This window comes from Actinomadura sp. K4S16, from assembly GCF_008327685.1.
Classification (GTDB): domain Bacteria; phylum Actinomycetota; class Actinomycetes; order Streptosporangiales; family Streptosporangiaceae; genus Spirillospora.
The window spans coordinates 598,708-620,688 of the sequence record NZ_BDDE01000012.1; the positions used below are offsets into that span (position 1 = coordinate 598,708).

A 21,981-nucleotide genomic window follows, 5' to 3' on the forward strand; every position below is an offset into this window, starting at 1 on the left:
TAACTTGGTACCATGGTAAAAGTTGAACGGGTGCAGACCGGCGTGCGCGTCGAGCGCAACGTGCTCAAGGTCCTCAAGGCGCTGGCCGAGTACCTCGACCTCTCCCTCGGCGATCTGGTCGAGGGCATCGCCCTGCACGCCTTCGAGGGCAAGGCCCCCTTCTCGCCGGAGACGCTCGCCAAGATCGAGCAGCTCAAGGACGTCTACGGCCTGACGCTGACCGCCGCGGACGCGCACACCCTGGACGAGCCGCGATGAGCGGCGTCCGGCACCGCCTCACCGGCCGCATCACCGTCCCGCTGCCCCCGGCCGAGGCGTTCCCCCTCTTCACCGCACGGGGCGAGCGGCGCTGGGTGCCGGGGTGGGAACCGTCTTTCCCCGCGCCCGTCACCGACGACGCGAGGCCCGAGACGGTCTTCCAGACCCACGCCGACGAGCGCACCACAACCTGGATCGTCGTCGAAGGGACGCCGGGACGGCGCATCCGCTACGCGCGCGTCACTCCGGGGACCAGCGCGGGAACCGTCTCCGTCGTCCTGGACGAGGCGGACGGGCACAGCGAGGTGACCGTCACCTACGAGCTCACCGCGCTCTCCGACGAGGGAGCCGCCCACCTGCACCGGTTCGCCGCCGAATACCCCGCCTTCCTCGCGACCTGGCAGGACGCCATCACCAAAGCCCTGCAAGCCGAAGCCCTGCGAGCCGCCAACCCGGGCCCGGCCACCTGACCACCCCTGGGGGATTCACCAGGAAGGACGCCGAAGGCCCGCCCACGCACCCCGTGCCGCCCCGCATGCAGAGGGAACCCGTTCGCGGCGACCGGTCGAGTACCGGGTGACAGCCAACCGAAAGGACCCCCATGAACGGACGTGGCCCATGTTGACCGCGCCTTCCGGGACGGAACCGGACGTCCCTCCCGGTCCGGTGACCGACGCCGCGGTCCTGCGGGAGTCGCTCCGGCGGCCCGAGCGCTTCGCGGAGATCTTCGACCGGCACGGCGACGAGATCCACCGCTACGTCGCCCGCCGCCTCGGCCCCGACATGGCCGAGGACGTCGTCGCGGAGACGTTCCTGGCAGCGTTCCGCAAGCGCGGGCGGTACGACCTCGGACGACCGGACGCGCGCCCCTGGCTCTACGGGATCGCGACACACGCCCTGCGCGAGCACCGCCGGGCCGAGGCCCGCCGGAACCGGGCCCTGGCCCGCGCGGCGCCGGACCGGCCGGAGGAGGGCTTCGACGAGCGCAGCACCGCCAGGGTGGCGGCGGGCCGGCTGCGGCCCGAGCTCGCCGCGGCCCTCACCCGCCTCTCGGCCGCCGACCGCGACCTGCTCCTGCTCATCGCCTGGGCCGAACTGAGCTACGACGAGGCGGCCCAGGCCCTCGGCGTCCCCGTCGGCACGATCAAGTCCCGCCTGCACCGGATCCGCAAGAAGCTCCACCGCGCGTTCGGCGGCGTCCACCCCCTCCAGGAGAGCGCGACATGACCACAGACGAGATCACCCTGTTCCGCGAGGGCCGCCCGGACGTGCCCGAGTACGACCGCATGGCCAAGGCCCGCCTGCGCGTCCGGCTCAGCGAGGACGCGCCCGCCTCCCAGGCCCGGCCGTGGCGGGGCCGCCGGCGCCTCCTCACGGCGGGCGCCCTCGCCGGGGCCATGGCGGTCGCCGCCGTCGTCGCCATCGGACAGGATGACCGGGAGCCCGAGCCCGTCGCCCTGCGTCCGGTCGGCGGCCCCCAGGACCTGGCCCGCAACGCCGCCCTGGTCGCGGCGACCAAGCCCGTCCCGAAGCTCGGCCCGGCGCAGTGGGCCTACGTGAAGACCGTCTACGCGGAGACCCAGGAAGGCGGCGGGCGCCCGCTCTTCGGCACCCCGGCGAAGACCCGCACCCAGGAACTCTGGCGCCGGACGGACGGCAAGCGGTTCGCCGTGGTCGAGAACGGGAGGCTGCGCGTCGCCGAGGGCTCGAAGTACACCCCGACCTATCCCGAACTGCTCTCCCTGCCGACCGACCCCGGCGCGGTGCTCGCGCGGATCTACAAGACGGTCGACGCCGAGTACGCCCGGCGTCTCGCGGAGTGGAGCAAGCCGGTCCCGGAGGGACTGCCGAAGCGGACACGCGAGAAGTACGCGCTGATGAAGAAGGCGAAGCCGAAGCCGCCGACCGCCGAGGAGCGCGACTCCGCGGCGTTCGAACTCGTCACCCGCTCCATGCGCGACGCCGTCCTCCCCTCGAAGATCGAGGCGGCGCTGTACGGCGCCGCGGCCCGGATCCCCGGCGTGCGCTACGAGCCCGCGGCCGCCGATCTCGGGGGGCGCCGCGGGGTCACCCTCTACCGCGTCGAGAACGGCTACCTGCGCAGTGAGATCTTCATCGATCCGAAGAGCTACGCCTACCTGGGCTTTCGCGTCCTAGCCGTGAAGGACCACCGGGAGCCCGGCCTGCTGCCGGTGAAGCGGGGGCAGATCACGGGCTGGGGCGCCCTGACGGCCGCGGCCTTCGTCCCGAAGCCGGGCGGTCGCGGCTGAGCCGGGACGGGATGCCGGGATGACGCCTCGCCCGGTCCGGGGGTGCGGACCGTCGGAGCGGGCGAGGCGTCACCGCCCCCGTCGCGCCGTCTCTCCGCGCGCGAGGAGCGGAGGAGGCGGCGCCGAGAAGGCCCCCGTCAGTCGACCAGGGCGCCGGCGGTGATGTTGACCTGCGTCGAGGTCAGGCTGGCGGCGTGGTCGGAGGCCAGGAAGGCGGCGACGCGGCCGACGTCGGTGAGGGTCGCGGCGCGCTTGAGCAGGGTGGCGTCCACCATCTGCTGCTTGACCGGCTCCATGTCCGGGATGTCCGGCATGGACTCGGGGATGCCGCCGGTCCGCATCGACAGGACGCGGACCGAGTGCGGCCCGAGCTCGCACGCCCACTGGCGGCGCATCGCCTCGACCATGTCGCAGCCGATCTGCACCGTCCCGATGCCGGGCATGCGGTTGGTGCTGTCGGAGCCGCCGAAGTGCAGGATCACGCCCGAGCCCTGCTTGACCATGTGCCGCGCGGCGGCCTGGGTGGTCAGCAGGAACGAGCGGGCGACCTTCTCCATGGCCCGGCCGAAGTCCGCCACCGGCATGTCGATCAGGGGCACGAACAGCGCGTCCTGGGAGATGACGTTGACGGACACGTCGACGCTGCCGGCCGTCTCCACGACCGAGTCGACCCAGCCGTTCACCGCGTCCTCGTCCAGGGCGTCCACGCGGGCCGTCTCGGCGAGGCCGCCGGCGCCCCGGATCTCCTCGGCGACGGCGTCGAGCGTGGCGGGGGTGCGGCCGGCGAGGAACACGCGCGCGCCCTCGGCCGCGAAGGCGCGCGCCATGGCGCCGCCGATCGCCCCGCCGCCGCCGTAGATCACCGCGGTCTTGTTCTCCAGAAGCATCGTGGTTCTCCGTTCGTTCGAGGTGCCACGACGCTACGAGCGCGACCGGACGGCCCGCATCGGTCATCGAACGGATGTGCGACACCGCAGGCCAGCAGGGGTGGACGGGCTCAGAGGGCGGTGTCACCGGGGCGGGGCCGGCGGGTGCGCCGGTCAGGGTAAGTCAGATGTCCGATACCAGCCGGGCCAGCTCGACGCGGCGGGTGACGCCGATCTTCGGATAGGCCTTGTAGAGGTGGTGCCCGACCGTGCGGGGGCTGAGGTAGAGCTGCGCGCCGATCTCCCGGTTGCTGAGCCCTGCGGCGGCGAGCCGCACGACCTGGAGCTCCTGCGGGGTCAGCCGCTTCAGGGGGTCGGCGTCCCCGGACCGGGCCGCCGGGCGGTCCCCGAGGACCTCCAGTTCGGCGCGGGCGCGCTCGGCCCAGCACTCGGCGCCGAGCCGGGCGAACGCCTCCCGCGCCGCGGTCAGCTCCTCCCGCGCCTCGGTGCGGCGGCGCCGGCGGCGCAGCCACTCGCCGTACAGCAGCCGGGTCCGCGCGATGTCGTAGGCGCGGTCGCCGTGCAGGCTCAGGGCGGTGCGGTAGTGCTCGTCCGCCTCGTCCCCGGCGGCGAGCAGGGCGCGGCACCGGGAGACCAGGGCGGTGCTCGACGCGGCCGCCGCCCACGTCTCGAAGGCGGGCAGGTAGGTGCGGGCCAGCTCCGGCCGCCCGGCGCGCACCGCCGCCTCCGCGTGGTCGGGGACGGCGCGGATCAGCACGTCGTGCCGGGCGGGGCCGGAGCACACCGCGTCCAGCCGCTCCAGGGCGGCGCGGGCGTCCCCCTCGGCGAGGTCGAGCAGGCCGAGGCCCCAGGACGCGAGCGCGGCGTTCGTCGGGTGCAGGTCGGCGTGCGCGAGGACGTCCGGCGCGAGGGCGCGGCTGCGCCCGGCGTCCGACTCCAGCCGCACCGTGATGCACTTCAGCGCGGTGACCTGCATGTCCATGCCGATGTCGGCGGCCAGCGACATGCCCTCGGCCGCCGCCGCGTCCGCGCCGCGCAGGTCGCCGAGCAGCACCCGCCCGATCGCGAGGGGCTCCAGGATGTAGGGGAGCCAGCCGAGCGCGCCCCTGGCCCTGGCCTCCGACGCCATCTCCACGAGCAGCCCGGTCGCGCCGCGGTCGTCGGCCACGAGCAGGCCCATGAAACCGCCGATGAGGCGTTCGACGACGTCCTCGATCCCGCCGTTCCGCGCGGCTTCGAAGAGGGCCCGCATCGGCGGGACGGCCCCCGGCGCGCCCTCCTGCAGCCGCCCGTAGGCGATCAGCGCGGCGGTCACCGGCGCCTTCGCCGAACCCGCGGGCAGCCGCACCGTCCCGAGCAGCTCGACGCTCTGCCGCACCAGGTCGTGCGCCCCGGCGTCCCGGGCGGACCAGACGGCCTCCGTCAGCATCGCCACCGCCTGCTCGGGGTCGCTCCCGGCGATGAGCGCCGCGCCCCGCAGCGCCAGCTCGGCGTCGGCGGCCGGGGAGGCGCGCTCGTAGGCGACCTGGGCGCGGATGAAGGTGGCCTCGGCGACGACCCCGTCCTCGGCGGTGAGGTGCTCGGCCTCCTCTGCGAGGCGGGCGGCCTGGTCGGGCCGTCCCGCGTCGTAGGAGGCCCGCGCCGCGTGGACGAGCCGCCGCGCCCTGCCTTCCGGCTCGGTGCTGAGCCGCGCGGCGCGCTCGTAGGCGGTGGCGACGGCGGCGGTCCCGCCGCGCAGCTCGGCGCGGTGCGCGACCCGTTCGAGCTCGGCGGCGACGTCCTCGTCCGGGCCGGTCGCGGCCGCCGCCAGGTGCCAGGCGCGCCGGTCGGCGTGCTCGTCGCCGCCGAGGACCCGCGCCAGCGCGCCGTGGACGTCGATCCGCCGGTGGTGTGCCGCGTCCTGGTAGGTGACGGCGCGGATGAGCGGGTGCCGGAACCGCACCTCCGCGCCGTCGAGGACGACGAGCCCGGCCTCCTCGGCGGGTTCGAGGTCGGCGGGAATCAGGCCGAGCGCGTCCCCGGCGCGCAGCACGATGCCGAGGTCGGCGGTGCCGTCGGCGGCGACCACGAGGAGCAGCCGGCGGGTGGCCTCCGGCAGCTCGGCCAGCCGGCGGCGGAACGTCTCCTGCACCCTGCCGCCGACCGGCAGCGGCTCGGCGGGACGGGCGGGACGCGACCGCAGGGCGCTCCCCAGCTCGATGAGCGCGAGCGGGTTGCCGGCCGCCTCGTCCAGCAGCCGCTCCCGCACCGGGACGGTCAGGCCGGGCGCGTGCGCCGCCACCAGGTCCTCGGCGGCGCGGCGGTCCAGCCCGGCCAGCCGCAGCACCTCCAGTCCGCGGTCGGGGAACGGGCGGGCGCCGTCCCGGGCCGTGAAGATCATGGAGATGGGGTCGGCGCCGAGCCGGCGGGCGGCGAACAGCAGCGCGTCCAGCGAGGCGGTGTCCAGCCACTGCGCGTCGTCGACCAGGCACACCAGCGGGCGGTCGGCGGCCAGCTCCGACAGCAGCGTGAGCGTGGCCGCGCCGATCAGGAAGCGGTCGCCCGCCGGTCCCGAGCCGAGGCCGAACGCCGACCGCAGCGCCGCCGCCTGCTGCTCGGGCAGCGCGTCGAACCGGTCGGCGTAGGGGTGCAGCATCAGATGGAGCCCGCCGAACGCCAGTTCCGACTCGGACTCGACGCCGACGCCGCGGACGACCCGCATCTCCCCGGCGTCAGCGACGACCTGGTGGACGAGGGCCGTCTTGCCGATCCCCGCCTCGCCCTGGACCACCACGGTCCTGCTCCGCCCGGCGCGGGCGTCCTCGAGCAGGCCGGCGAGGTGGTCGAGCTCGCGGTCTCGCCCCATGAGCACGGGACCACACTACAAGCCGCACCCGCCACAAAGACGGACGAATCGACCACCCTGCCGGGGCGCCTCAGCGCAGCGCCGAGCGGCCGGTCGGGGACAGGACCAGCCGCTCCAGCGGTGCCGTGGAGCCGGCGGTGAGGGCGGGCAGGAGCCGCTCGGTCCACTCCGGCGACCTGTCCAGCCGGTCGAGGTGGTCGCGCAGACGGGCGGTGTCCTCGAAGACGGTGAACCAGACGAAGACGTTCGCGTCCGACCGCACGGGCAGGCGGGGGAAGGTGTTCTCGGCCGGTTCGGTCTGGAAGCGGGCGGCGGGAGGGGCTCCGAGGCCGGTCAGGAACGGAGCGACCGTGTCGTTGAAGTAGTCGGCGAACGCGGCGTCGACAGGGTCCTCCCGGTGCAGGATCGTCGCCGTCACCCGTGACTCGGGAGGCGTCGCGCCGACCGGCGGCCGCCCGCCCGCGGGCGGGAAGCCGGAGCCGGGCGCCACCGGCCGCAGCAGCAGGACGTCGTCGGAGTCGAGCATGGTCTCGGCGGCGGCGACGCCGTGCTCCTTCCAAGCCGCGCCCTCCAGGTAGAAGGCGGTGAGCGCGGCCTTCCGCGACTCCATGTCGCGGAAGCCGCGCAGCCACACGTACCGGTCCGGGTCGTCCTCGTCGTGGAACTGCCCGATGACGCGCATCCCGACGGCCTCCTGGGTCTCGACGAACTCGCGGTCGAAGAGTTCGGTCAGGACGGCGCGGCCTCCTGGCCGGAGCGTGTACTGCCGCAGCTCGACGACGGCGCAGGGGAGGGCGGCCGCGGAGTCCGGCGTGGTCGTGAGGGATTCGGACATGGCTCGTTCCTTGTGCGGAGGAGTGGTCGGGGTTCCACGGTCGCAGCCCGGGTGCGGCGGCCACGAGTGGCAAATCCGCCGATGTTCGCACGCTTTTCGCCATAGGTTGGACGGCTATGACGCGCGCCTCCGTCGCCCTCGTCCTCCTCCAGGACATGCCGTTCTTCGAGGTCGGGATCGCCTGCCAGGTCTTCCGCTCGGCGCGGGCCGACCCCGCCGTCCCGTGGTACGGGCTGCGGCTGTGCTCGACCGAGCCCGGGGACGTGCGCCTGGAGTTCGGATTCACCCTCAACGCCGAGCACGGGTTCGACGCCCTCGCCGGCGCCGACATGGTGGTCGTGCCCGCGCTGCCGTACGTCCACGTGGAGTCCGATCGCCCGGTGCCGCCCGCGCTGACCGGCGCGCTCGCGGCGGCGCACCGCGCGGGCGCGCGGATCGTGTCGCTGTGCACCGGCGCGTTCGCCCTCGCCGCCGCCGGGCTCCTGGACGGACGCTCCGCCGCCACCCACTGGATGTTCGCCGACGAGTTGCAGCGCCGGCACCCGGAGGTCCGGGTGGACGCCTCGGTGCTCTACGTCGACGACGGGGACGTCCTCAGCAGCGCCGGGCGCACCGCCGGGCTCGACCTGTGCCTGCACATCGTCCGCCGCGACCTCGGCGCGGACGTCGCCAACCAGGTGGCCCGGCGCATGGTGGTGCCCGCGCACCGCCCCGGCGGCCAGGCCCAGTACGTCGAGCTCGCCGTGCCCCGCACCGACGGGGACGGGCTGGGGCCGGTCCTCCAGTGGGCCGCCGCGCACCTGGACGAGCCGCTGACCGTCACCGACCTCACCCGGCGGGCGCGGATGAGCCCGCGGACGTTCGCCCGCCGCTTCACCGCGCACACCGGGACCACGCCGTCCCGGTGGCTCCTCGACCAGCGCCTCGGCCGCGCCCGGGTGCTCCTGGAATCCACCGACCTGCCCGTCGACCAGGTGAGCCGCCGCAGCGGCCTCGGCTCGGCCGCGAACCTGCGGCGCCACTTCACCCGGCACGTCGGCGTCCCGCCGACCGACTACCGGCGCGCCTTCCGCTCCCGCGGCGCCTGAAACCGCCCGGCGCCCGTGCGGGCGCGCCGTAGGGTGGGCGCATGTACTCGACGCGGGTCTCCCGGCGCGTGCGGGCCCGGCCTTCGGCCGTCTACCGGGCGCTCATCGACGCGGACGCCATCATGCGGTGGCGGGTCCCGGACGGCATGACCAGCGAGGTGCACGAGTTCGACGGCCGCGAGGGCGGCGCGTTCCGGATCTCGCTCACCTACGACGCGCCGACCGGCGCCGGGAAGACGGCGGCGCACACCGACACCTACCACGGGCGGTTCGCGGAACTGGTGCCGGACGAGCGCGTGGTCGAGGTGTTCGAGTTCGAGACCGGCGACCCCGCCCTCCGGGGCGAGATGACCATGACCACGACGCTCACCGAGGTCGACGGCGGCACCGAGGTGCTCATCGTGCACGAGGGCCTGCCCGACGCCGTCCCCGCCGCCGACAACGAGACCGGCACGCGCATGGCGCTCGACAACCTCGCGAGGCTCGTCGAACCGGACTAGGACCGGGCGGGAGCGGACTGCGCTCCACCGGCGGGTACCGGCCCTCGATCGGCAAGGGCGAGTCCGCCCGGCTCATCGCGCCTCGCTCTCCGCGAGATCGGCCGGCTCGTCTGAGGAGGGCGTCGAGTCGCTCTGGCTCTGCCTGGGCAGCCAACGGGAAGCGAGCACGCCGAGTGTGACGTGCAGGAGGCCGGCCACGACGGCCGCCGCGTGCAGTCCGACGACGAAGGCGGACTTCGCGTCGTCGGCGGAAATGGCTGTCAGCTTCGGGATCTGGAGTGTCTCGCCGAGGGTCGGGGCGAGGGCCGGGCCCTGGAGCCGGAAGACGAGTGCGGCGAGCGAGCCGAGCAGCGCGATGCCGAGGGCGTTGCCGATCTCGTTGCTGGTCTCGGCGATGGCTCCGGCCGCGCCGGCGCGTTCCGGGGGGACGGCGCCGACGGCGGTGTCCGCGACGAGTGCGAAGGAGAGGCCGTAGCCGACTCCGGCGACGACCGTGGAGGCGACGTACCAGCCGCCGCCACCGTGGACGGTGGTGGGGAGCAGGAGCAGCAGCCCGGCGGCGATGGAGAAGTGGCAGACGAGCAGAGTGGTGCGCTTGCCGATGCGGTCGACCACGGCCGGCGTGACGACGCAGGTGGTGGTGAGCACCGCGGCTCCTGGGAGTGCGAGCAGGGCGGCCTGCAGGACCGCGATGCCCAGGACCGACTGGAGATAGACGCCTGCCAGGTAGGCGGTCGCGGACCATGCCGCCAGGGGCAGCAGCCCGGTGATGATCGCGACGGTGAAGGTGCGGTCACGGAACAGGGAGAAGTCCATCAGTGGATGTCGCAGCTGCCGCTGCCGGGTCGCGAACCACACCAGCAGCACCGCCCCGGTCAGTGCCGCCAGGACGGGGAGGAGCGAGAGGCCTTCGGCCGCGACGCGCTTCAGCGCGTAGATCGCGAGCAGCAGGCCGGCAGCGGAGGTCACGACGCTGGTGACGTCGACGCGGCCGGGGCGAGTCGCGCGGACTTCACTGAGCAGGACCGGCGCGAAGACCAGGAACAGGGCGACCACGGGGAGATTGATCAGGAAGACCGACCCCCACCAGAAGCTCTCCAGCAGCACGCCGCCGAAGACCGGGCCGACGGCGAAGCCGGCGGCGAACGCGGCCGCGAAGACTCCGATGGCCTGTGCGCGGCGCCGCGGGTCGGTGAACAGCTCGCTCAGCACCGCCAGGGCGGAGGGGAGCAGGGTGGCCCCGGCGACGCCCATCAGCGCACGGGCGGCGATGAGCAGTCCGGCGTCGGGGGCGAACGCCGCGGCCGCGGACGCCAGGCCGAAGACCGCCGTGCCGATCATGAGGAGCCTCAGCCTGCCGTATCGATCGCCGAGGTTGCCGAACGCGATGAGCAGGGATCCGACGGCGAAGCCGTAGACGTCCAGGATCCACAGGGACTGCTCGGCCGTCGGCGCCAGTGCCCGGCTGATCCGGGGCATCGCCAGGAACAGGATCGACCCGTCCATCGAGACCAGCAGTACCGGCCCCAGGACGACAAGGAGACCAAGCCAGACCCGTGCACCCGGCTTACTCGCGTGCTGTTGATACATGGCGTCCACGCTCAGGGCCGCCGCGTAAGACGGCCATCCCCTTGCTGTGGGTACACCCAGCAGGTGCACCCACGCCCGCCGCGGCATGCATACGCTCGATGCCGTGGAGAGCCTGGGAACGTTCCTGAAGAGCCGGCGTGATCGGATCACGCCCGCCGAGATCGGACTGCGCACCTACGGCACCGCTCGACGGGTCCCGGGCCTGCGCCGCGAAGAACTGGCCCAGTGCGCCGGAGTCAGCCCCGGGTACTACACCCGGCTGGAGCAGGGACAGGCGGAAACCGCCTCGGATCAGGTGCTCAACGCCCTGGCAAGGGTGCTGCGACTCGACGAAGTGGAGACGGCGCACCTGCGCAATCTCGCTCGGCAGCCCGCCGCCCCCGGACTGTCGGACCCCGGCCGGGAGCAACCCCACAGGCGCGTTCTGGCTCTCCTCGACACACTCGGCGACGCGACCCCGGCGCTCGTGCTGGGCCGGCGAGGAGACGTGCTCGCGTGGAACCGCGCCGGTCACGCGCTGTTCGCCGAGCACATCGACTTCGAGGCGCCGAACGCTCCGGACCGGCGCCCCTCGATCCCGCGGATGTTCTTCCTCGACCCGCTCACCCGGAACCTCCACCGCAACTGGGACGAACTCGCACGCATCCACGTCGCCTACCTGCGGCTCACCGCCGGCCGTTTCCCGACCGACGCCCGGCTGGCCGAGCTGATCGGAGAACTCACCATGCGCAGCGACGAGTTCGCGGCCATGTGGGCGACCGGAGAGGTCGCCGACTGCACCGTCGGAGACATGCACCTCCAGCACCCCACCATCGGAGCCGCGAGCGTCGCCTACCAGGTCTGGCTCCAGCCCGACAGCCCGGACCACCGGCTTGAGATCTACACCCCGAACGACGCCGCCTCCGCCGACGCACTGCGAACCCTCACCCAGGACGCGCCGCACGAAGCGTCGCCGGACGTGCCCGACCCCACGCGGCCACGCTGACCGGAACCTCCATGCGCTGGGCCGCTCGTGCGGCGGGTGGTCGCCCGAGGTGTCGCACGAATGGCTTCACCTGCTGCGGCCCTAGCCGACGTCCAGGAGGCGGTGGGCGAGGATCGTCGCGCCCTTGACGGCCGCCTGGTCGTCCAGTTCCGTGCGCACCAGGCGGGGCGGGGCGCGGAAGACCAGGCGGTCGGCCAGGCGCAAGCCGAGCGGGTCCAGAAGCGCGTCGCCGGCGCGGGCGAGGCCGCCGCCCATGACCACGAGGCCCGGGTCCAGCAGGAGGGTCGCCGCGGCGAGGCCGTCGGCCAGGCAGTCGAGCGCCTCCGACCAGACCCGCCCCGCCTTCTCCTCGCCCCTCGCGGCCCGCGCCATCACCTCCTCGGCGGCCACGCCCCCGCCGTGGCGGCGGGAGACGGCGGCGGCCGAGGCGTAGGTCTCCAGGCAGCCCCGGTTCCCGCAGGCGCAGGGCTCGCCGCCGGGACGGACGACCACGTGGCCGATCTCGCCGCTCCAGCCCACCGTCCCCGGATAGGGGACGCCGTTCAGGATCAGGGCGGCCGCGATGCCGGTCCCGATCGCCATGAAGACGAAGTCGCCCGCGCCGCGGCCCGCCCCCAGCACGGCCTCGGCCAGGCCTCCGGTGCGGACGTCGTGGCCGATGGCGACCGGGACGCCCAGGCGCTCGCGCGCCATCCGCCGGATCGGCACGTCCCGCCACCCCAGGTTGGCGGAGTGGACGGCCGTGCCCGCCGCCTCGTCCACGATGCCGGGCAGGGCGATGCCGACCGCGCGGGCGGGGGAGCCCAGGGACGCGGCGCGGGCGGCGAGCTGGGCGGCGAAGTCCAGGACGCCGCCCACCGGGTCGGCCCGGTCGGTGGGCCGCGACTCGCTCGCCAGGACCTGCGGCTCCCCGCCGGCCCGCACGCCCTCGCCGCCCCGCGTGCCGTCGCTGACCAGGGCGGCCTTCATCGTCGTGCCGCCCACGTCCAGGCCGATGAGGGTCACTTGACCGAGCCCGCCGTGAGGCCGCCGATGAGGTAGCGCTCGACGAACACGAACAGGATGACGACCGGGACGATCGCGATGAGCGAGGTGGCGAAGAGGTACTGCCAGTGCGCCTGGTACTGGGTCACGAAGGACGGGATGCCGACGGTGAGGGGGCGGCGGTCCGGCGATGCGGTGACCGTCAGCGCCACGATGTACTCGTTCCAGGCCGCGATGAACGTGTAGACGACCGCGGTGACGACGCCTGGCATGGAGATGGGCAGCGTGACGCGGGCGAGGGCGCCGATGCGCCCGGCGCCGTCCAGGAACGCGGCCTCCTCCAGCTCCTTCGGGATGCCGGCGAAGTAGCCGTGCAGGATCCAGACGCAGAACGGCAGGTTGAACGCCGCGTTCACCAGGATCAGCGACAGCAGCGTGTCGGTCAGGTCGAGCGCGACCATCTCCCGGTAGATGCCGATCACGAGCGCGGTCGGCGCGAACATCTGCGTGACCAGGACGAGCAGCAGGAACGCCCCGCGCCCCCGGAAGCGGTTGCGGGCCGTGTAGTACGCGGCGGGCATCGCGCAGGCGAGGGTGACCAGGGTGGCGGCGGCCGCGACCGTGAGGGAGACCCGCATGTAGGTCCAGACGGGCGCGGCCGACCAGACGTCCACGAAGTTCGACCACGTCCAGTGCGAGGGCAGGTAGGTGCCCGGTGACCTGGTCAGCTCGCGCTCCGGCTTCAGCGCGGTGACGAACATCTGCAGGTAGGGCAGCAGGAAGGCCAGGGCGACCAGCCAGCCGACGCCCGCGAGGACGATCCGGCGCGTCATCGGACCCTTCCCTCCTGGGGGGCGACCCCCAGGCCCCCGGGACCGGAGGTCCGAAGATCCTCGCTTCGCTGCGGTCATCGGACCCTTCCTTCCTGGGGGGCGACCCCCAGGCCCCGGGACCGGAGGTCCGAAGATCCTCGCTTCGCTGCGGTCATCGGACCTCCTGCCAGCGGGCGGCCCTCAGGTACAGCAGCACCATCACGAGGATCAGGGCGAAGTTCACGACCGCCATCGCGCCGGACTCGCCGACGTTCTGGTCGTAGAAGGCCAGCTTGTACATGAACGTGGTGGTGGTGTCGGTCTTGCTGCCGGGGCCGCCGCCCGTCATCGCCCAGATGATCGGGAACGAGTTGAAGACATTGATCACGTTGATGATGGAGGCGATCAGGATGGCGGGCCTCAGGAGCGGCAGCGTGATGGCGACGTAGGCGCGCACGTGTCCGGCGCCGTCGACTCGGGCAGCCTCGTACAGGTCGGCGGGGATCGTCTGGAGCCCGGCGAGGATGACGAACGAGGTGAACGGCAGCGACACGAACACCGCCACCCACATCATCCACAGCATCGCCTGCCCCGGGTGGGCCAGCCAGTTCACCGGCTCGTCGACCACGTGCAGGTCGAGCAGCACGCGGTTGACCAGGCCGGAGTAGTTGTCCAGCATCCACTTCCAGATCAGCGCCGTCATCAGCACCGACGCCGCCCACGGGACGACCACGGCCCAGCGCACGACCCGGCGGCCGGGGAAGCGGGCGTTCAGCAACTGGCCCAGGGCGAGCGACAGCACCATGGTGACGGCGACGATCCCGGCGACCCACAGCAGCGTCCGCAGCACGACCGGGACCAGATCGTCCTCGCCGAACAGGTCGGTGTAGTTGCCGCCGCCGCGGTAGCCGAGCACGGTGCCGGACGAGCTGATCCTCTGCAGCGAGGTGCGGACCATCTCGATCACCGGCCACAGCACCACGAACGCGATGAGCGCGAGGGACGGGGCGAGCCACGGCAGCGGGGCCAGGGCCCGCCCGATCCGCCGGACGGGGGAGGGGCGGGGGGCCGTCGAGGCGGCGGCCCCCCGCTCCCCGGTCTTGAGGTCCCGCACTCAGCCGGCCTTCTCGGCGGTCTCCTGGATCTTGTCCAGGACCTTCTTCGGGTCCTCGTTCGCGACCGCGGTGCCGAGGTCCTGCTTGACCGCGCCCGCGACCGCCGACCACGCCGGGTTGGAGGTCGGCGCGAACTTCGACGTCGGGAGCGCGTCCACGAACTGCTTCATGTACGGGTCGGCGCTGAGCGCGTCGCCGGCCGACTTCGTCACCGGCAGGAAGCCCTCGGTCCTGAGGAACTTCGAGGTGTTCTCCTTCTGGTAGAAGAAGTCGAGGAACTTCTTGACGGCCTCCTTGTTCTTGCCGTCGCCCTTCTTGAACGCGGCGAGGACGTCCATGACGCCGAGCGTGTTGTGCTCGGTGCCGTTCTTGCTCGGGAGCGGCGCGACGCCGAAGTCGAGATTCTTGTCCACCGGGTCGATGAATCCGGCCTTGGTGAACGGCCCGCCGATCGCCATGCCGATCTTGCCCTGCGCGAACTGGTTGAACACGGTCTTGCGGTCGGTGGTCTCCGGGTTCGGCTGGGTCAGCCCCGACTTGTTGAGGTCCCTGAGGAAGGCGAGCGTGTCGACATTGGCCTTCTGGTTGATCGCCCATTTGCCGGTGGCGTCGACCCATCCGCCGCCGTTGTTCATCGCCCAGGAGTAGAACTCGGCCTGCGACTCCTCGGGGCCGAGGGGCAGCCCGTACCCGGTCGAGCCCGCCTTCTTGATCTTCTGCGCGTCCGCCTTGACCTCGTCCCACGTGGCGGGCGGGTCGCCGATGCCGGCCTTCTCGAAGAGGGCCTTGTTGTAGAACAGGAGGCGGGCGCTGGAGATGAACGGCAGGCCGTACTGGGCGCCGTTGTACTGCGCCTGCTGGACGAAGGTCGGGGTGAAATCGCCGAGCGTGCCCGGCGACAGCACCTCTTCCGCCTTGTAGATGAGACCGTCGCGGGCGAAGTCGGAGAACGCGTTGTAGTTGAGGATGTCGGGGACCTGTCTGGTCTGGACGTAGGTCTTCACCTTGGCGTCCATCTGGGTCCAATCGACCATCTCCAGGTTGACCTTGTAACCCGGGTTCTTCGCCTCGAAGTCCTTGATCAGGGCGTCCCAGTAGGGCTTGGTGTTGTCGTCGTAGATGGCCGCGACGAACTTGATGGTCTTTCCGTCGGAGTCGCCTCCGGACGAGCTTCCCTTGCCGCATCCGCTGACGCCGAGGGCCACGGTCAGGCCCGCGGCGGCGATGCCCAGGAGGTGCCGTTTCATCTGTCCCCGCCTTCTGGCCGGCGCGCATGAAAGAAATGCGCGTGTGAACGCCCCCCGAGCATGAACGTGCGTGGTGGGGTTGAAGATAAACACTGGTCCGTACCGGTTCAAGAGGCGGGTGTTTCACCGAATCTCAACCGTTATGTGGCGTTTCAGGGACACCCCACTGGTCCGGTGCGCACGCTGGGCTGGTCTGGTCGTCCGGCGGCGCCGATCCCTCCCGTGCACTGGGAGTGAACGTCCGGACACCTTTCTGTCACGACCGGTCGGAAGAGATGTCTTGTTCCTTCCTGCGTCCTGTTTTGCCCCTGCTTGACCGGGTAACCCGGCGCCGTACCCGAGTTGGACGATGAGGTGGACAGGACATGAAACTCCGGACGGGCCCGATCGTGGGCGCGGCCGTCGGCGCCGGCGGGGCGCTGGCCGTGCTCTCGGCCCGGCGCCTGGCACGCCGTGCCACGAGCGGGCTCGTCACCCGGCTCGAACGGCGGCTCGACCGAGCGGTCCGGCACCTCACCGCGAAGGCGGAGCAGGCCGGCCCGCTCGCCAAGGCCGCTCTGGCCGGAGTCAAGGCGCTGCAGGAGGGCAAGTCCCCCTTCCGCGCGCTGCTGAGCTTCGGCTGGACGGCCCTGAAGGAGACCCTCGCCGGCATCTTCGGGCGGGGGCGAAGGGGGAAACCGACCAACATCGTCGAGCAGATCGACGTGGGTGCGCCGCGCCGCCTGGTCTACGACCAGTGGACGCGGTTCCAGGACTACCCGACCTTCATGAAGAAGGTCGTCAGCGTCGACCAGACGGACGACGCCAAGCTGAACTGGAAGGCGAAGATCTTCTGGTCGGCGCGGACGTGGGAGTCGACGATCAGCGAGCAGGTGCCCGACGAGCACATCGTGTGGCGCTCGAAGGGCCCGAAGGGCTACGTGAACGGGTCGGTCAGCTTCCACGAGCTGGCGCCGAACCTGACCCGGATCCTGCTCGTCCTGGAGTACCACCCCGCCGGCCTCTTCGAGCGGACGGGCAACCTCTGGCGCGCCCAGGGCCGCCGGGCCCGGCTCGAACTGAAGCACTTCGGCCGTCACGTGATGACTCAGGCGCTCCTCCACCCGGACGAGGTGGAGGGCTGGCGCGGTGAGATCCGCGACGGCGAGACCGTCACCAACCCCAAGTGAGGAAGCTGAACATGGCACGCGCAAACCCGGTGGGCAAGCTGCCCGTCGGACAGATCGCCAAGAGGCTGCCGATCGGCGGGCGCAAGCGCTCGTCCGGTCTGAGCGCCGTCACCAAGGCCCTCCCGGGCGGCCGGGCCGTCGGCACCGCCGGCGGCGTCCTGCTCGGCGCGGGCGCGGCCGTCGCGGCCGGCCGGGCCCTCTCCGGCAAGCGCGGCGGGAGCGGCCAGGGCGACCAGGACCAGGAGCAGGCGAAGACCTCCGGCGCCGAGGACGGCGCGAAGGACGAGGCCAAGGACGAGGCCAAGAGCGACTCCAAGGCCGACTCCAAGGGCGACTCCAAGGACGCCGACGACGCCGGCAAGGACGAGCAGTCCGACGACGACAAGGGCAAGGGCATCTTCGGCAAGCTCAAGAACGTCCTGCCCTTCGGCAAGAAGGACGGGAAGGGCAAGGGCGGCAAGGGCGGCGGGAAGAAGGTGAAGGTCACCAACATCGTCGAGCACATCGACATCGGTGCGCCGCGCCGCCTCGTCTACGACCAGTGGACGCAGTTCCAGGACTACCCGTCCTTCATGAAGAAGGTCATCAGCGTCGACCAGGCCGACGAGACCAAGCTGAACTGGAAGGCGAAGATCTTCTGGTCGGCGCGGACCTGGGAGTCGACCATCGTCGAGCAGGTCCCGGACGAGCACATCGTGTGGCGCTCGAAGGGCCCGAAGGGCCACGTGGACGGGACGGTCAGCTTCCACGAGCTGTCGCCGAACCTGACCCGCGTCCTGGTCGTCCTGGAGTACCACCCGCAGGGCTTCATGGAGCGCACCGGGAACCTCTGGCGCGCCCAGGGCCGCCGCGCCCGGCTGGAGCTCAAGCACTTCCGCCGGTACGTGATGACGAACTCGCTCACCCGCGCGGACGAGATCGAGGGCTGGCGCGGCGAGATCCGCGACAGCGAGGTCGTCCGCACCCACGAGGAGGCCATGGAGGAAGAGGAGAAGTCCGGCAAGGGCGGCTCCGCGAGCTCCAAGGACAAGGACTCCGAGGGCAAGGGCACCGAGAGCGCCAAGGACTCCGAGTCCAAGGGCTCCCGTAACGGCCGGAGCACCCGGAGCTCCTCCACCTCCCGCAACAGCGGGTCCGAGGCCCGCGAGGAGGAGTACGAGGAGGTCCGCTGACCCGGCGTAAGGCCGGATGAGCGGATCAGCGGATCAGCCGGGCCAGCTCGACGCGCGACCGGATCCCGAGCCGGGTGAAGACGTTGCGGAGATGGTGGTCGATCGTCCGCGGACTGAGCAGCAGGCGCGCAGCGATCTCCCGGTTGGTGGCCCCTTCGGCGGCCATCCGGGCGATGTGCGCCTGCTGCGCGGTGAGCTTGCCGAACCCGCTCGCCGCCCGCGGCGCGGTCTCCCCGGCGGCGCGCAGCTCGGCGCGGGCCTGCGCGGTCCACGGGGCGGCGCCGTACCGCTCGAAGATCCGCAGCGCGGCGCGCAGGTGCTCGCGGGCGGCGCGGGGGCGCCGCCCGCGCCGCAGCCGGTGCCCGAACAGCAGCTCCGTGCGGGCGAGCTCGAACACGGCGCCGGCGGCCTCGTGCAGGCGGAGGGCCTCGGCGAAGTGCTCCTCGGCCTCGTCGTCGCATCCGGCGAGCAGGGCCCGGCAGCGGCGGCCGAGCGCCTCCGGCCCGGGGGCCGGGCCGATCCCGTCCACCCAGCGGCGGAAGTGCTCGTACGCCCTCGCGGCCGGGTCGGGCTCGCCGGTGCGGACCAGGGCCTCGACCAGGTGCGGGACGGCGAGGAGCCGCGCCGGCGGGTGCGCGAGCCCCGCGCCGCCCGGCAGCCGCAGCCGCGCGGCGGCGTCGGCGGGCCGGTCCGCGGCGAGGTCCAGGCACGCGGGCGCCCATGACCCGAGCGCGGCCGCGCGGGCGAGGCCGTGCTCGTCGGCCGTCCCGGTGAGCTGCTCCAGCGGCTCGCGCACCCTGGCCTCGTCGCCGTTGAAGGAGGCGGTGAGGACGAGCGTCGCGAGCTGCTCGGCGGCGTGCCCGTGCAGCCGGGTGGCCCGCGCGAGGCGCAGGCCGTCGTGGCACGCGGCGATCGGTGCGGGCGGATGCCCGAGCAGCGCCTCGCACCGTCCGGCCATCATCAGCGCGAACGACTCGGCGGGCGCGTCGCCGGCCCGCCTGGCCGAGGCGACGGCCTCGCCCGCCAGCGCGCGGGCGCGGGGGCCGTCCCCGAGCGCGAGTGCCGAGAGCGCGGCCCACGTCTGCGCGACCGGGTCCGCGACGTCCGCGCCGAGGCGCACGGCGCGCCGGAGCCGTCCGGCCGCCTCCGGGTACCGGCCGCGGATCGAGGCCGCGAAGCCGCCGAGGTGGGCGAGCAGCAGCTCGGTGCGCGGACCGGGCGCGGCGACGTCCAGCGCCGCGGCGCGGCCGGCCACCTCCAGGTAGACGTGGTGGTCGCCGGACGCGTCGGCGGCCTCGGCGGCCCACATCAGCGCGTCCAGCGCCGCCTCCGGGTCGGCGCCGGCGAGCCGCTCGGCGGCGTCCCGCAGCACGGGGACCGCCGCCGCGGGGGAGCCCGCCGCCGCCTCGATCTCGCCGCGCAGCGCGGCGGCGCGGGCGGTGCGCGCCCCGTCGCAGGCGCGGGGGCGGACCTGCCGGAGCATGGCGCGGGCCCGCCGCGACCGGCCGCTCGCCCAGGCGTCCGCGGCGGCGGCCAGGTACCGGTCCGTCCGCGCGCCGTGCTCGACGGTCAGCGCCGCGGCGCGCTGCCACATCCGCCAGGAGTCGGCGTACCGGCCCGCCCGCCGGGCCGCGGCCGCCGCCTCCGCCAGCTCCCCGGCGAGCCGGTCGTCGGGTTCGCCCGCCACGGCGGCGCGGTGCCAGAGCCGCCGCGGCCGCTGCCATTCCCGGACGAGGACCTCGGCGAGCAGCGTGTGCGCGTCCTGCCGCTCCTCGCGCGAGGCGTCGGCCCACAGCGAGGACCGGACGAGCCGGTTGCGGACCGCCACCCCGTCGCCCTCGAACCGCAGCAGCCCCGACTCGCGGGCGGCGTCGAGGTCGCCGTCGCCGATGCCGTCCGCCCGGACGGCCCGCGCCATCGTGGCGGCGCCGATCCACTCCTCGGCCACGGTCATCAGCACCAGCCGCCGCGCGCCCGCGGGAAGCGCGAGGTGGCGGCGCCGGTGCAGGGCGCGGAGCGAGCTGGACGGGGGCAGCGCCCGCGGCGGCGGCGCGGCGCCGGACAGCTGCCCGGACGTCAGCGCGGCGGCCAGCTCGCGGATCGCGAGGGGCCGGCCGCAGGCCAGGTCGACGATCTCCTCGGCCAGGTCGCCGCCCGCCGAGCCGTCCAGGGCGCTGCCGAGCGCGTCCCGCAGCACGCGCCGGCCCGCGTCCTCGGCCAGCGGCGCCAGCCGCAGCCGCCGGATGCCGCCGAGCGCGCCCGTGTCCGGTTCCCCGTCGCGGACGGCGAACAGCACCGCCACCGGCTCGTCCTCGACGCGCCGCGCCGCGAACGCCAGCACCTCCAGCGAACCGCGGTCGAGCCATTGGACGTCGTCGGCCCGGCACAGCACGGGTCCGTTCCGCGCGGCCCGGCTCAGCAGTTCGCACACCGCCGTGAACAGCACGAACGGCTCGGCGCGCGGCGCGCCGGACAGGACGGCCGCGAGGGCGTCCCGGTGCGCCGGCGGCAGCTGCGCGACCTGCTCGGACAGCGGGCGCAGCAGCCGGTGCAGCCCCGCGTACGGGACGCCGGTCTCGGCGGGGACGCCGGTCGTGCCGAGCACGCGGAAGGCCGTCCCGGCGCGGTGCACGGCGGCCTCCAGCAGGGCCGTCCGGCCGACGCCTGCGTCCCCGGTGACCGCCAGGGCGCCGCCGTGCCCGTCCCGGGCGCGGTCGAGCATCTCCTCGACCGCCTGGAGCTCGCGCTCGCGTCCGTGCAGCCGTTCGTGTGTCATGGAGATTCCTTCGTGGATACACCCGGTCTTCAGACCGGGGAGGGAACGGTTTTTTAGAGCAGGTCGGGGAAGTCGGGACGTTTCGGCGTCCGCCGGGTGGGCGCGTGCCGAGGCTGCTAGAACGGGCGGCATGGGGCGGCAGGTCAGGCGGGCGTTCAAGTTCCGCTTCTATCCCACGGGCGAGCAGGCGGCTGAGCTGTCGCGCACGTTCGGGTGCGTGCGGCTGGTGTACAACAAGGCGCTGGAGGAGCGCACCCGGGCCTGGTACGGCGAGCAGCGCCGTATCTCTTACGTGCAGTCGTCGGCCTTGCTGACGCAGTGGAAGAAGACCCAGGAACTGGCGTTCCTGGCGGAGGTGTCGTGCGTGCCGCTGCAGCAGGCGCTGCGGCATCTGCAGACGGCGTTCGCCAACTTCTTCGCCAAGCGGGCCGCCTACCCGCGGTTCAAGTCGCGCAAGCGGTCGCGTTGCTCGGCCGAGTACACCCGCAGCGCCTTCACCTGGCGCGACGGGCGCCTCACGCTGGCCAAGATGACGACGCCCCTGGACATCCGCTGGTCGCGTCCGCTGCCCGACGGGGCCGAGCCGACGACAGTGACGGTGTCGCGCGACGGCGCCGGGCGCTGGTTCGTGTCCCTGCTGTGCCAGGACACCATCCCTGCGGCGCCGGCCACGGAGGCCGCAGTCGGGGTGGACGCCGGGATCACCTCGCTGGTGGCACTGTCGACCGGGGAGAAGATCACCAATCCCCGCCATGAGCGCCGTGACCACGCCCGCCTGGCCGAGGCGCAGCGGAACCTGGCCCGCAAAGCCCCCGGCTCGGCGAACCGGGACAAGGCCCGCCGCAAGGTGGCCCGGGTGCACGCACGGATCGCCGACCGGCGCCGCGACCTGCTGCACAAGCTGTCGAGTCGACTCGTCCGTGAGAACCAAACGGTCGTGATCGAAGATCTCGCTGTCGGCAACCTGCTCAAGAACCGCACGCTCGCCCGGGCCATCTCCGATGCCGCGTGGCGGGAACTGCGTTTCATGCTGGAGTACAAGTGCGCCTGGTACGGCCGCGACCTGGTCGTGCTGGACCGCTGGTTCCCCTCCTCCAAGCTGTGCGCGGCCTGCGGAACCATCCGCGGCAAGCTGCCGCTGGACGTCCGCGAATGGACGTGCGAGTGCGGCGCCGTGCATGACCGCGATGTGAACGCGGCGCGGAACCTTCTGGCCGCCGGGCTGGCGGTGACCGCCTGTGGAGACGGTGTAAGACCTCAACGGGACACCCCCCGGACAGGGCACTCGTCGATGAAGCAGGAAACCCAGCGGGCGACCGCTGGAATCCCCCACTTGTAAGCGGGAGAGGAAGCCAAGCCGGTCCCTCCTCGGCGGGAACCGCCCTCGCCCGGAGCCGCGGGAAGGGCTCTATTGGACGGGGACTCAAAAGGGAAGGGACCCTAGGTCA

General features: G+C 73.2%; 19 protein-coding genes. 10 read left to right on the forward strand and 9 right to left on the reverse strand.

The annotated features are described in order from the left end of the window. Nucleotides 1–12: 12 nt before the first annotated feature. The 4 genes from K4S16_RS14035 to K4S16_RS14050 all read left to right on the forward strand — a co-directional run bounded on the left by K4S16_RS14035 (nucleotide 13) and on the right by K4S16_RS14050 (nucleotide 2,528). On the forward strand, nucleotides 13–258 hold the full coding sequence (locus tag K4S16_RS14035; protein ID WP_149259329.1) for a hypothetical protein: 246 nt from the start codon (nucleotides 13–15) through the stop codon (nucleotides 256–258). Next, nucleotides 255–728, forward strand: a complete 474-nt coding sequence (locus K4S16_RS14040) for an SRPBCC family protein (RefSeq protein ID WP_149259330.1) — start codon at nucleotides 255–257, stop codon at nucleotides 726–728. Before K4S16_RS14035 ends, K4S16_RS14040 begins: the two co-directional genes overlap by 4 nt. 148 nt (nucleotides 729–876) lie before the next feature. Continuing rightward, nucleotides 877–1,485: an RNA polymerase sigma factor gene (locus tag K4S16_RS14045; protein WP_149259331.1), complete on the forward strand. Its 609-nt coding sequence runs from the start codon at nucleotides 877–879 to the stop codon at nucleotides 1,483–1,485. After that, on the forward strand, nucleotides 1,482–2,528 hold the full coding sequence (locus tag K4S16_RS14050) for a CU044_5270 family protein (protein ID WP_149259332.1): 1,047 nt from the start codon (nucleotides 1,482–1,484) through the stop codon (nucleotides 2,526–2,528). Before K4S16_RS14045 ends, K4S16_RS14050 begins: the two co-directional genes overlap by 4 nt. Nucleotides 2,529–2,665: 137 nt before the next feature. Here K4S16_RS14050 and K4S16_RS14055 read toward each other — a convergent pair whose 3' ends face one another. The 3 genes from K4S16_RS14055 to K4S16_RS14065 form a co-directional block, all read right to left on the reverse strand. After that, nucleotides 2,666–3,415 (reverse strand): SDR family NAD(P)-dependent oxidoreductase, encoded by a 750-nt coding sequence (locus tag K4S16_RS14055; RefSeq protein WP_149259333.1) that lies wholly within the window; start codon nucleotides 3,413–3,415, stop codon nucleotides 2,666–2,668. A gap of 163 nt (nucleotides 3,416–3,578) precedes the next feature. Beyond that, nucleotides 3,579–6,260: an AAA family ATPase gene (locus tag K4S16_RS14060; RefSeq protein ID WP_149259582.1), complete on the reverse strand. Its 2,682-nt coding sequence runs from the start codon at nucleotides 6,258–6,260 to the stop codon at nucleotides 3,579–3,581. A 70-nt stretch (nucleotides 6,261–6,330) separates the two neighbouring features. Then, complete coding sequence (locus K4S16_RS14065; protein WP_149259334.1) at nucleotides 6,331–7,095, reverse strand: NIPSNAP family protein; 765 nt, start codon at nucleotides 7,093–7,095, stop codon at nucleotides 6,331–6,333. 116 nt (nucleotides 7,096–7,211) lie between these two features. On the opposite strand from K4S16_RS14065, the gene K4S16_RS14070 reads away from it, so the two are divergent. Together K4S16_RS14070 and K4S16_RS14075 are read left to right on the forward strand one after the other, a co-directional pair. Continuing rightward, complete coding sequence (locus tag K4S16_RS14070; protein ID WP_149259335.1) at nucleotides 7,212–8,183, forward strand: GlxA family transcriptional regulator; 972 nt, start codon at nucleotides 7,212–7,214, stop codon at nucleotides 8,181–8,183. A 41-nt stretch (nucleotides 8,184–8,224) separates the two neighbouring features. Further along, the gene (locus tag K4S16_RS14075) at nucleotides 8,225–8,683 is read left to right on the forward strand and encodes an SRPBCC domain-containing protein (RefSeq protein ID WP_149259336.1); all 459 of its coding nucleotides are present in this window, start codon (nucleotides 8,225–8,227) and stop codon (nucleotides 8,681–8,683) included. A 72-nt stretch (nucleotides 8,684–8,755) separates the two neighbouring features. Here the strand turns inward: K4S16_RS14075 and K4S16_RS14080 are convergent, their stop codons facing one another. Continuing rightward, nucleotides 8,756–10,189, reverse strand: coding sequence for an MFS transporter (locus tag K4S16_RS14080; RefSeq protein ID WP_235036782.1), 1,434 nt, complete (start codon nucleotides 10,187–10,189; stop codon nucleotides 8,756–8,758). A gap of 169 nt (nucleotides 10,190–10,358) precedes the next feature. On the opposite strand from K4S16_RS14080, the gene K4S16_RS14085 reads away from it, so the two are divergent. Next, the gene (locus K4S16_RS14085) at nucleotides 10,359–11,258 is read left to right on the forward strand and encodes a helix-turn-helix transcriptional regulator (RefSeq protein ID WP_200841852.1); all 900 of its coding nucleotides are present in this window, start codon (nucleotides 10,359–10,361) and stop codon (nucleotides 11,256–11,258) included. A gap of 81 nt (nucleotides 11,259–11,339) precedes the next feature. Here K4S16_RS14085 and K4S16_RS14090 read toward each other — a convergent pair whose 3' ends face one another. The 4 genes from K4S16_RS14090 to K4S16_RS14105 form a co-directional block, all read right to left on the reverse strand. Continuing rightward, the gene (locus K4S16_RS14090; RefSeq protein WP_149259339.1) at nucleotides 11,340–12,263 is read right to left on the reverse strand and encodes an ROK family protein; all 924 of its coding nucleotides are present in this window, start codon (nucleotides 12,261–12,263) and stop codon (nucleotides 11,340–11,342) included. Further along, complete coding sequence (locus tag K4S16_RS14095) at nucleotides 12,260–13,075, reverse strand: carbohydrate ABC transporter permease (RefSeq protein WP_149259340.1); 816 nt, start codon at nucleotides 13,073–13,075, stop codon at nucleotides 12,260–12,262. Before K4S16_RS14095 ends, K4S16_RS14090 begins: the two co-directional genes overlap by 4 nt. Before the next feature lie 151 nt (nucleotides 13,076–13,226). Next, complete coding sequence (locus tag K4S16_RS14100; protein WP_149259341.1) at nucleotides 13,227–14,168, reverse strand: carbohydrate ABC transporter permease; 942 nt, start codon at nucleotides 14,166–14,168, stop codon at nucleotides 13,227–13,229. Further along, nucleotides 14,169–15,416: an extracellular solute-binding protein gene (locus K4S16_RS14105; RefSeq protein ID WP_149259342.1), complete on the reverse strand. Its 1,248-nt coding sequence runs from the start codon at nucleotides 15,414–15,416 to the stop codon at nucleotides 14,169–14,171. It abuts the gene before it with no gap. Nucleotides 15,417–15,781: 365 nt separating this feature from the next. Here K4S16_RS14105 and K4S16_RS14110 point away from each other — a divergent pair, with 365 nt between their 5' ends. Together K4S16_RS14110 and K4S16_RS14115 are read left to right on the forward strand one after the other, a co-directional pair. Beyond that, complete coding sequence (locus K4S16_RS14110; protein WP_149259343.1) at nucleotides 15,782–16,585, forward strand: SRPBCC family protein; 804 nt, start codon at nucleotides 15,782–15,784, stop codon at nucleotides 16,583–16,585. Between the two features lie 11 nt (nucleotides 16,586–16,596). Further along, nucleotides 16,597–17,757: an SRPBCC family protein gene (locus K4S16_RS14115; protein WP_149259344.1), complete on the forward strand. Its 1,161-nt coding sequence runs from the start codon at nucleotides 16,597–16,599 to the stop codon at nucleotides 17,755–17,757. Nucleotides 17,758–17,782: 25 nt separating this feature from the next. On the opposite strand, the gene K4S16_RS46450 is transcribed toward K4S16_RS14115, so the two are convergent. Then, nucleotides 17,783–20,533 (reverse strand): AAA family ATPase, encoded by a 2,751-nt coding sequence (locus K4S16_RS46450; RefSeq protein WP_160160914.1) that lies wholly within the window; start codon nucleotides 20,531–20,533, stop codon nucleotides 17,783–17,785. Between the two features lie 130 nt (nucleotides 20,534–20,663). Between K4S16_RS46450 and K4S16_RS14125 the strand changes: the two genes are divergently transcribed. Next, on the forward strand, nucleotides 20,664–21,872 hold the full coding sequence (locus tag K4S16_RS14125) for an RNA-guided endonuclease TnpB family protein (protein ID WP_149259346.1): 1,209 nt from the start codon (nucleotides 20,664–20,666) through the stop codon (nucleotides 21,870–21,872). Nucleotides 21,873–21,981: the final 109 nt, after the last annotated feature.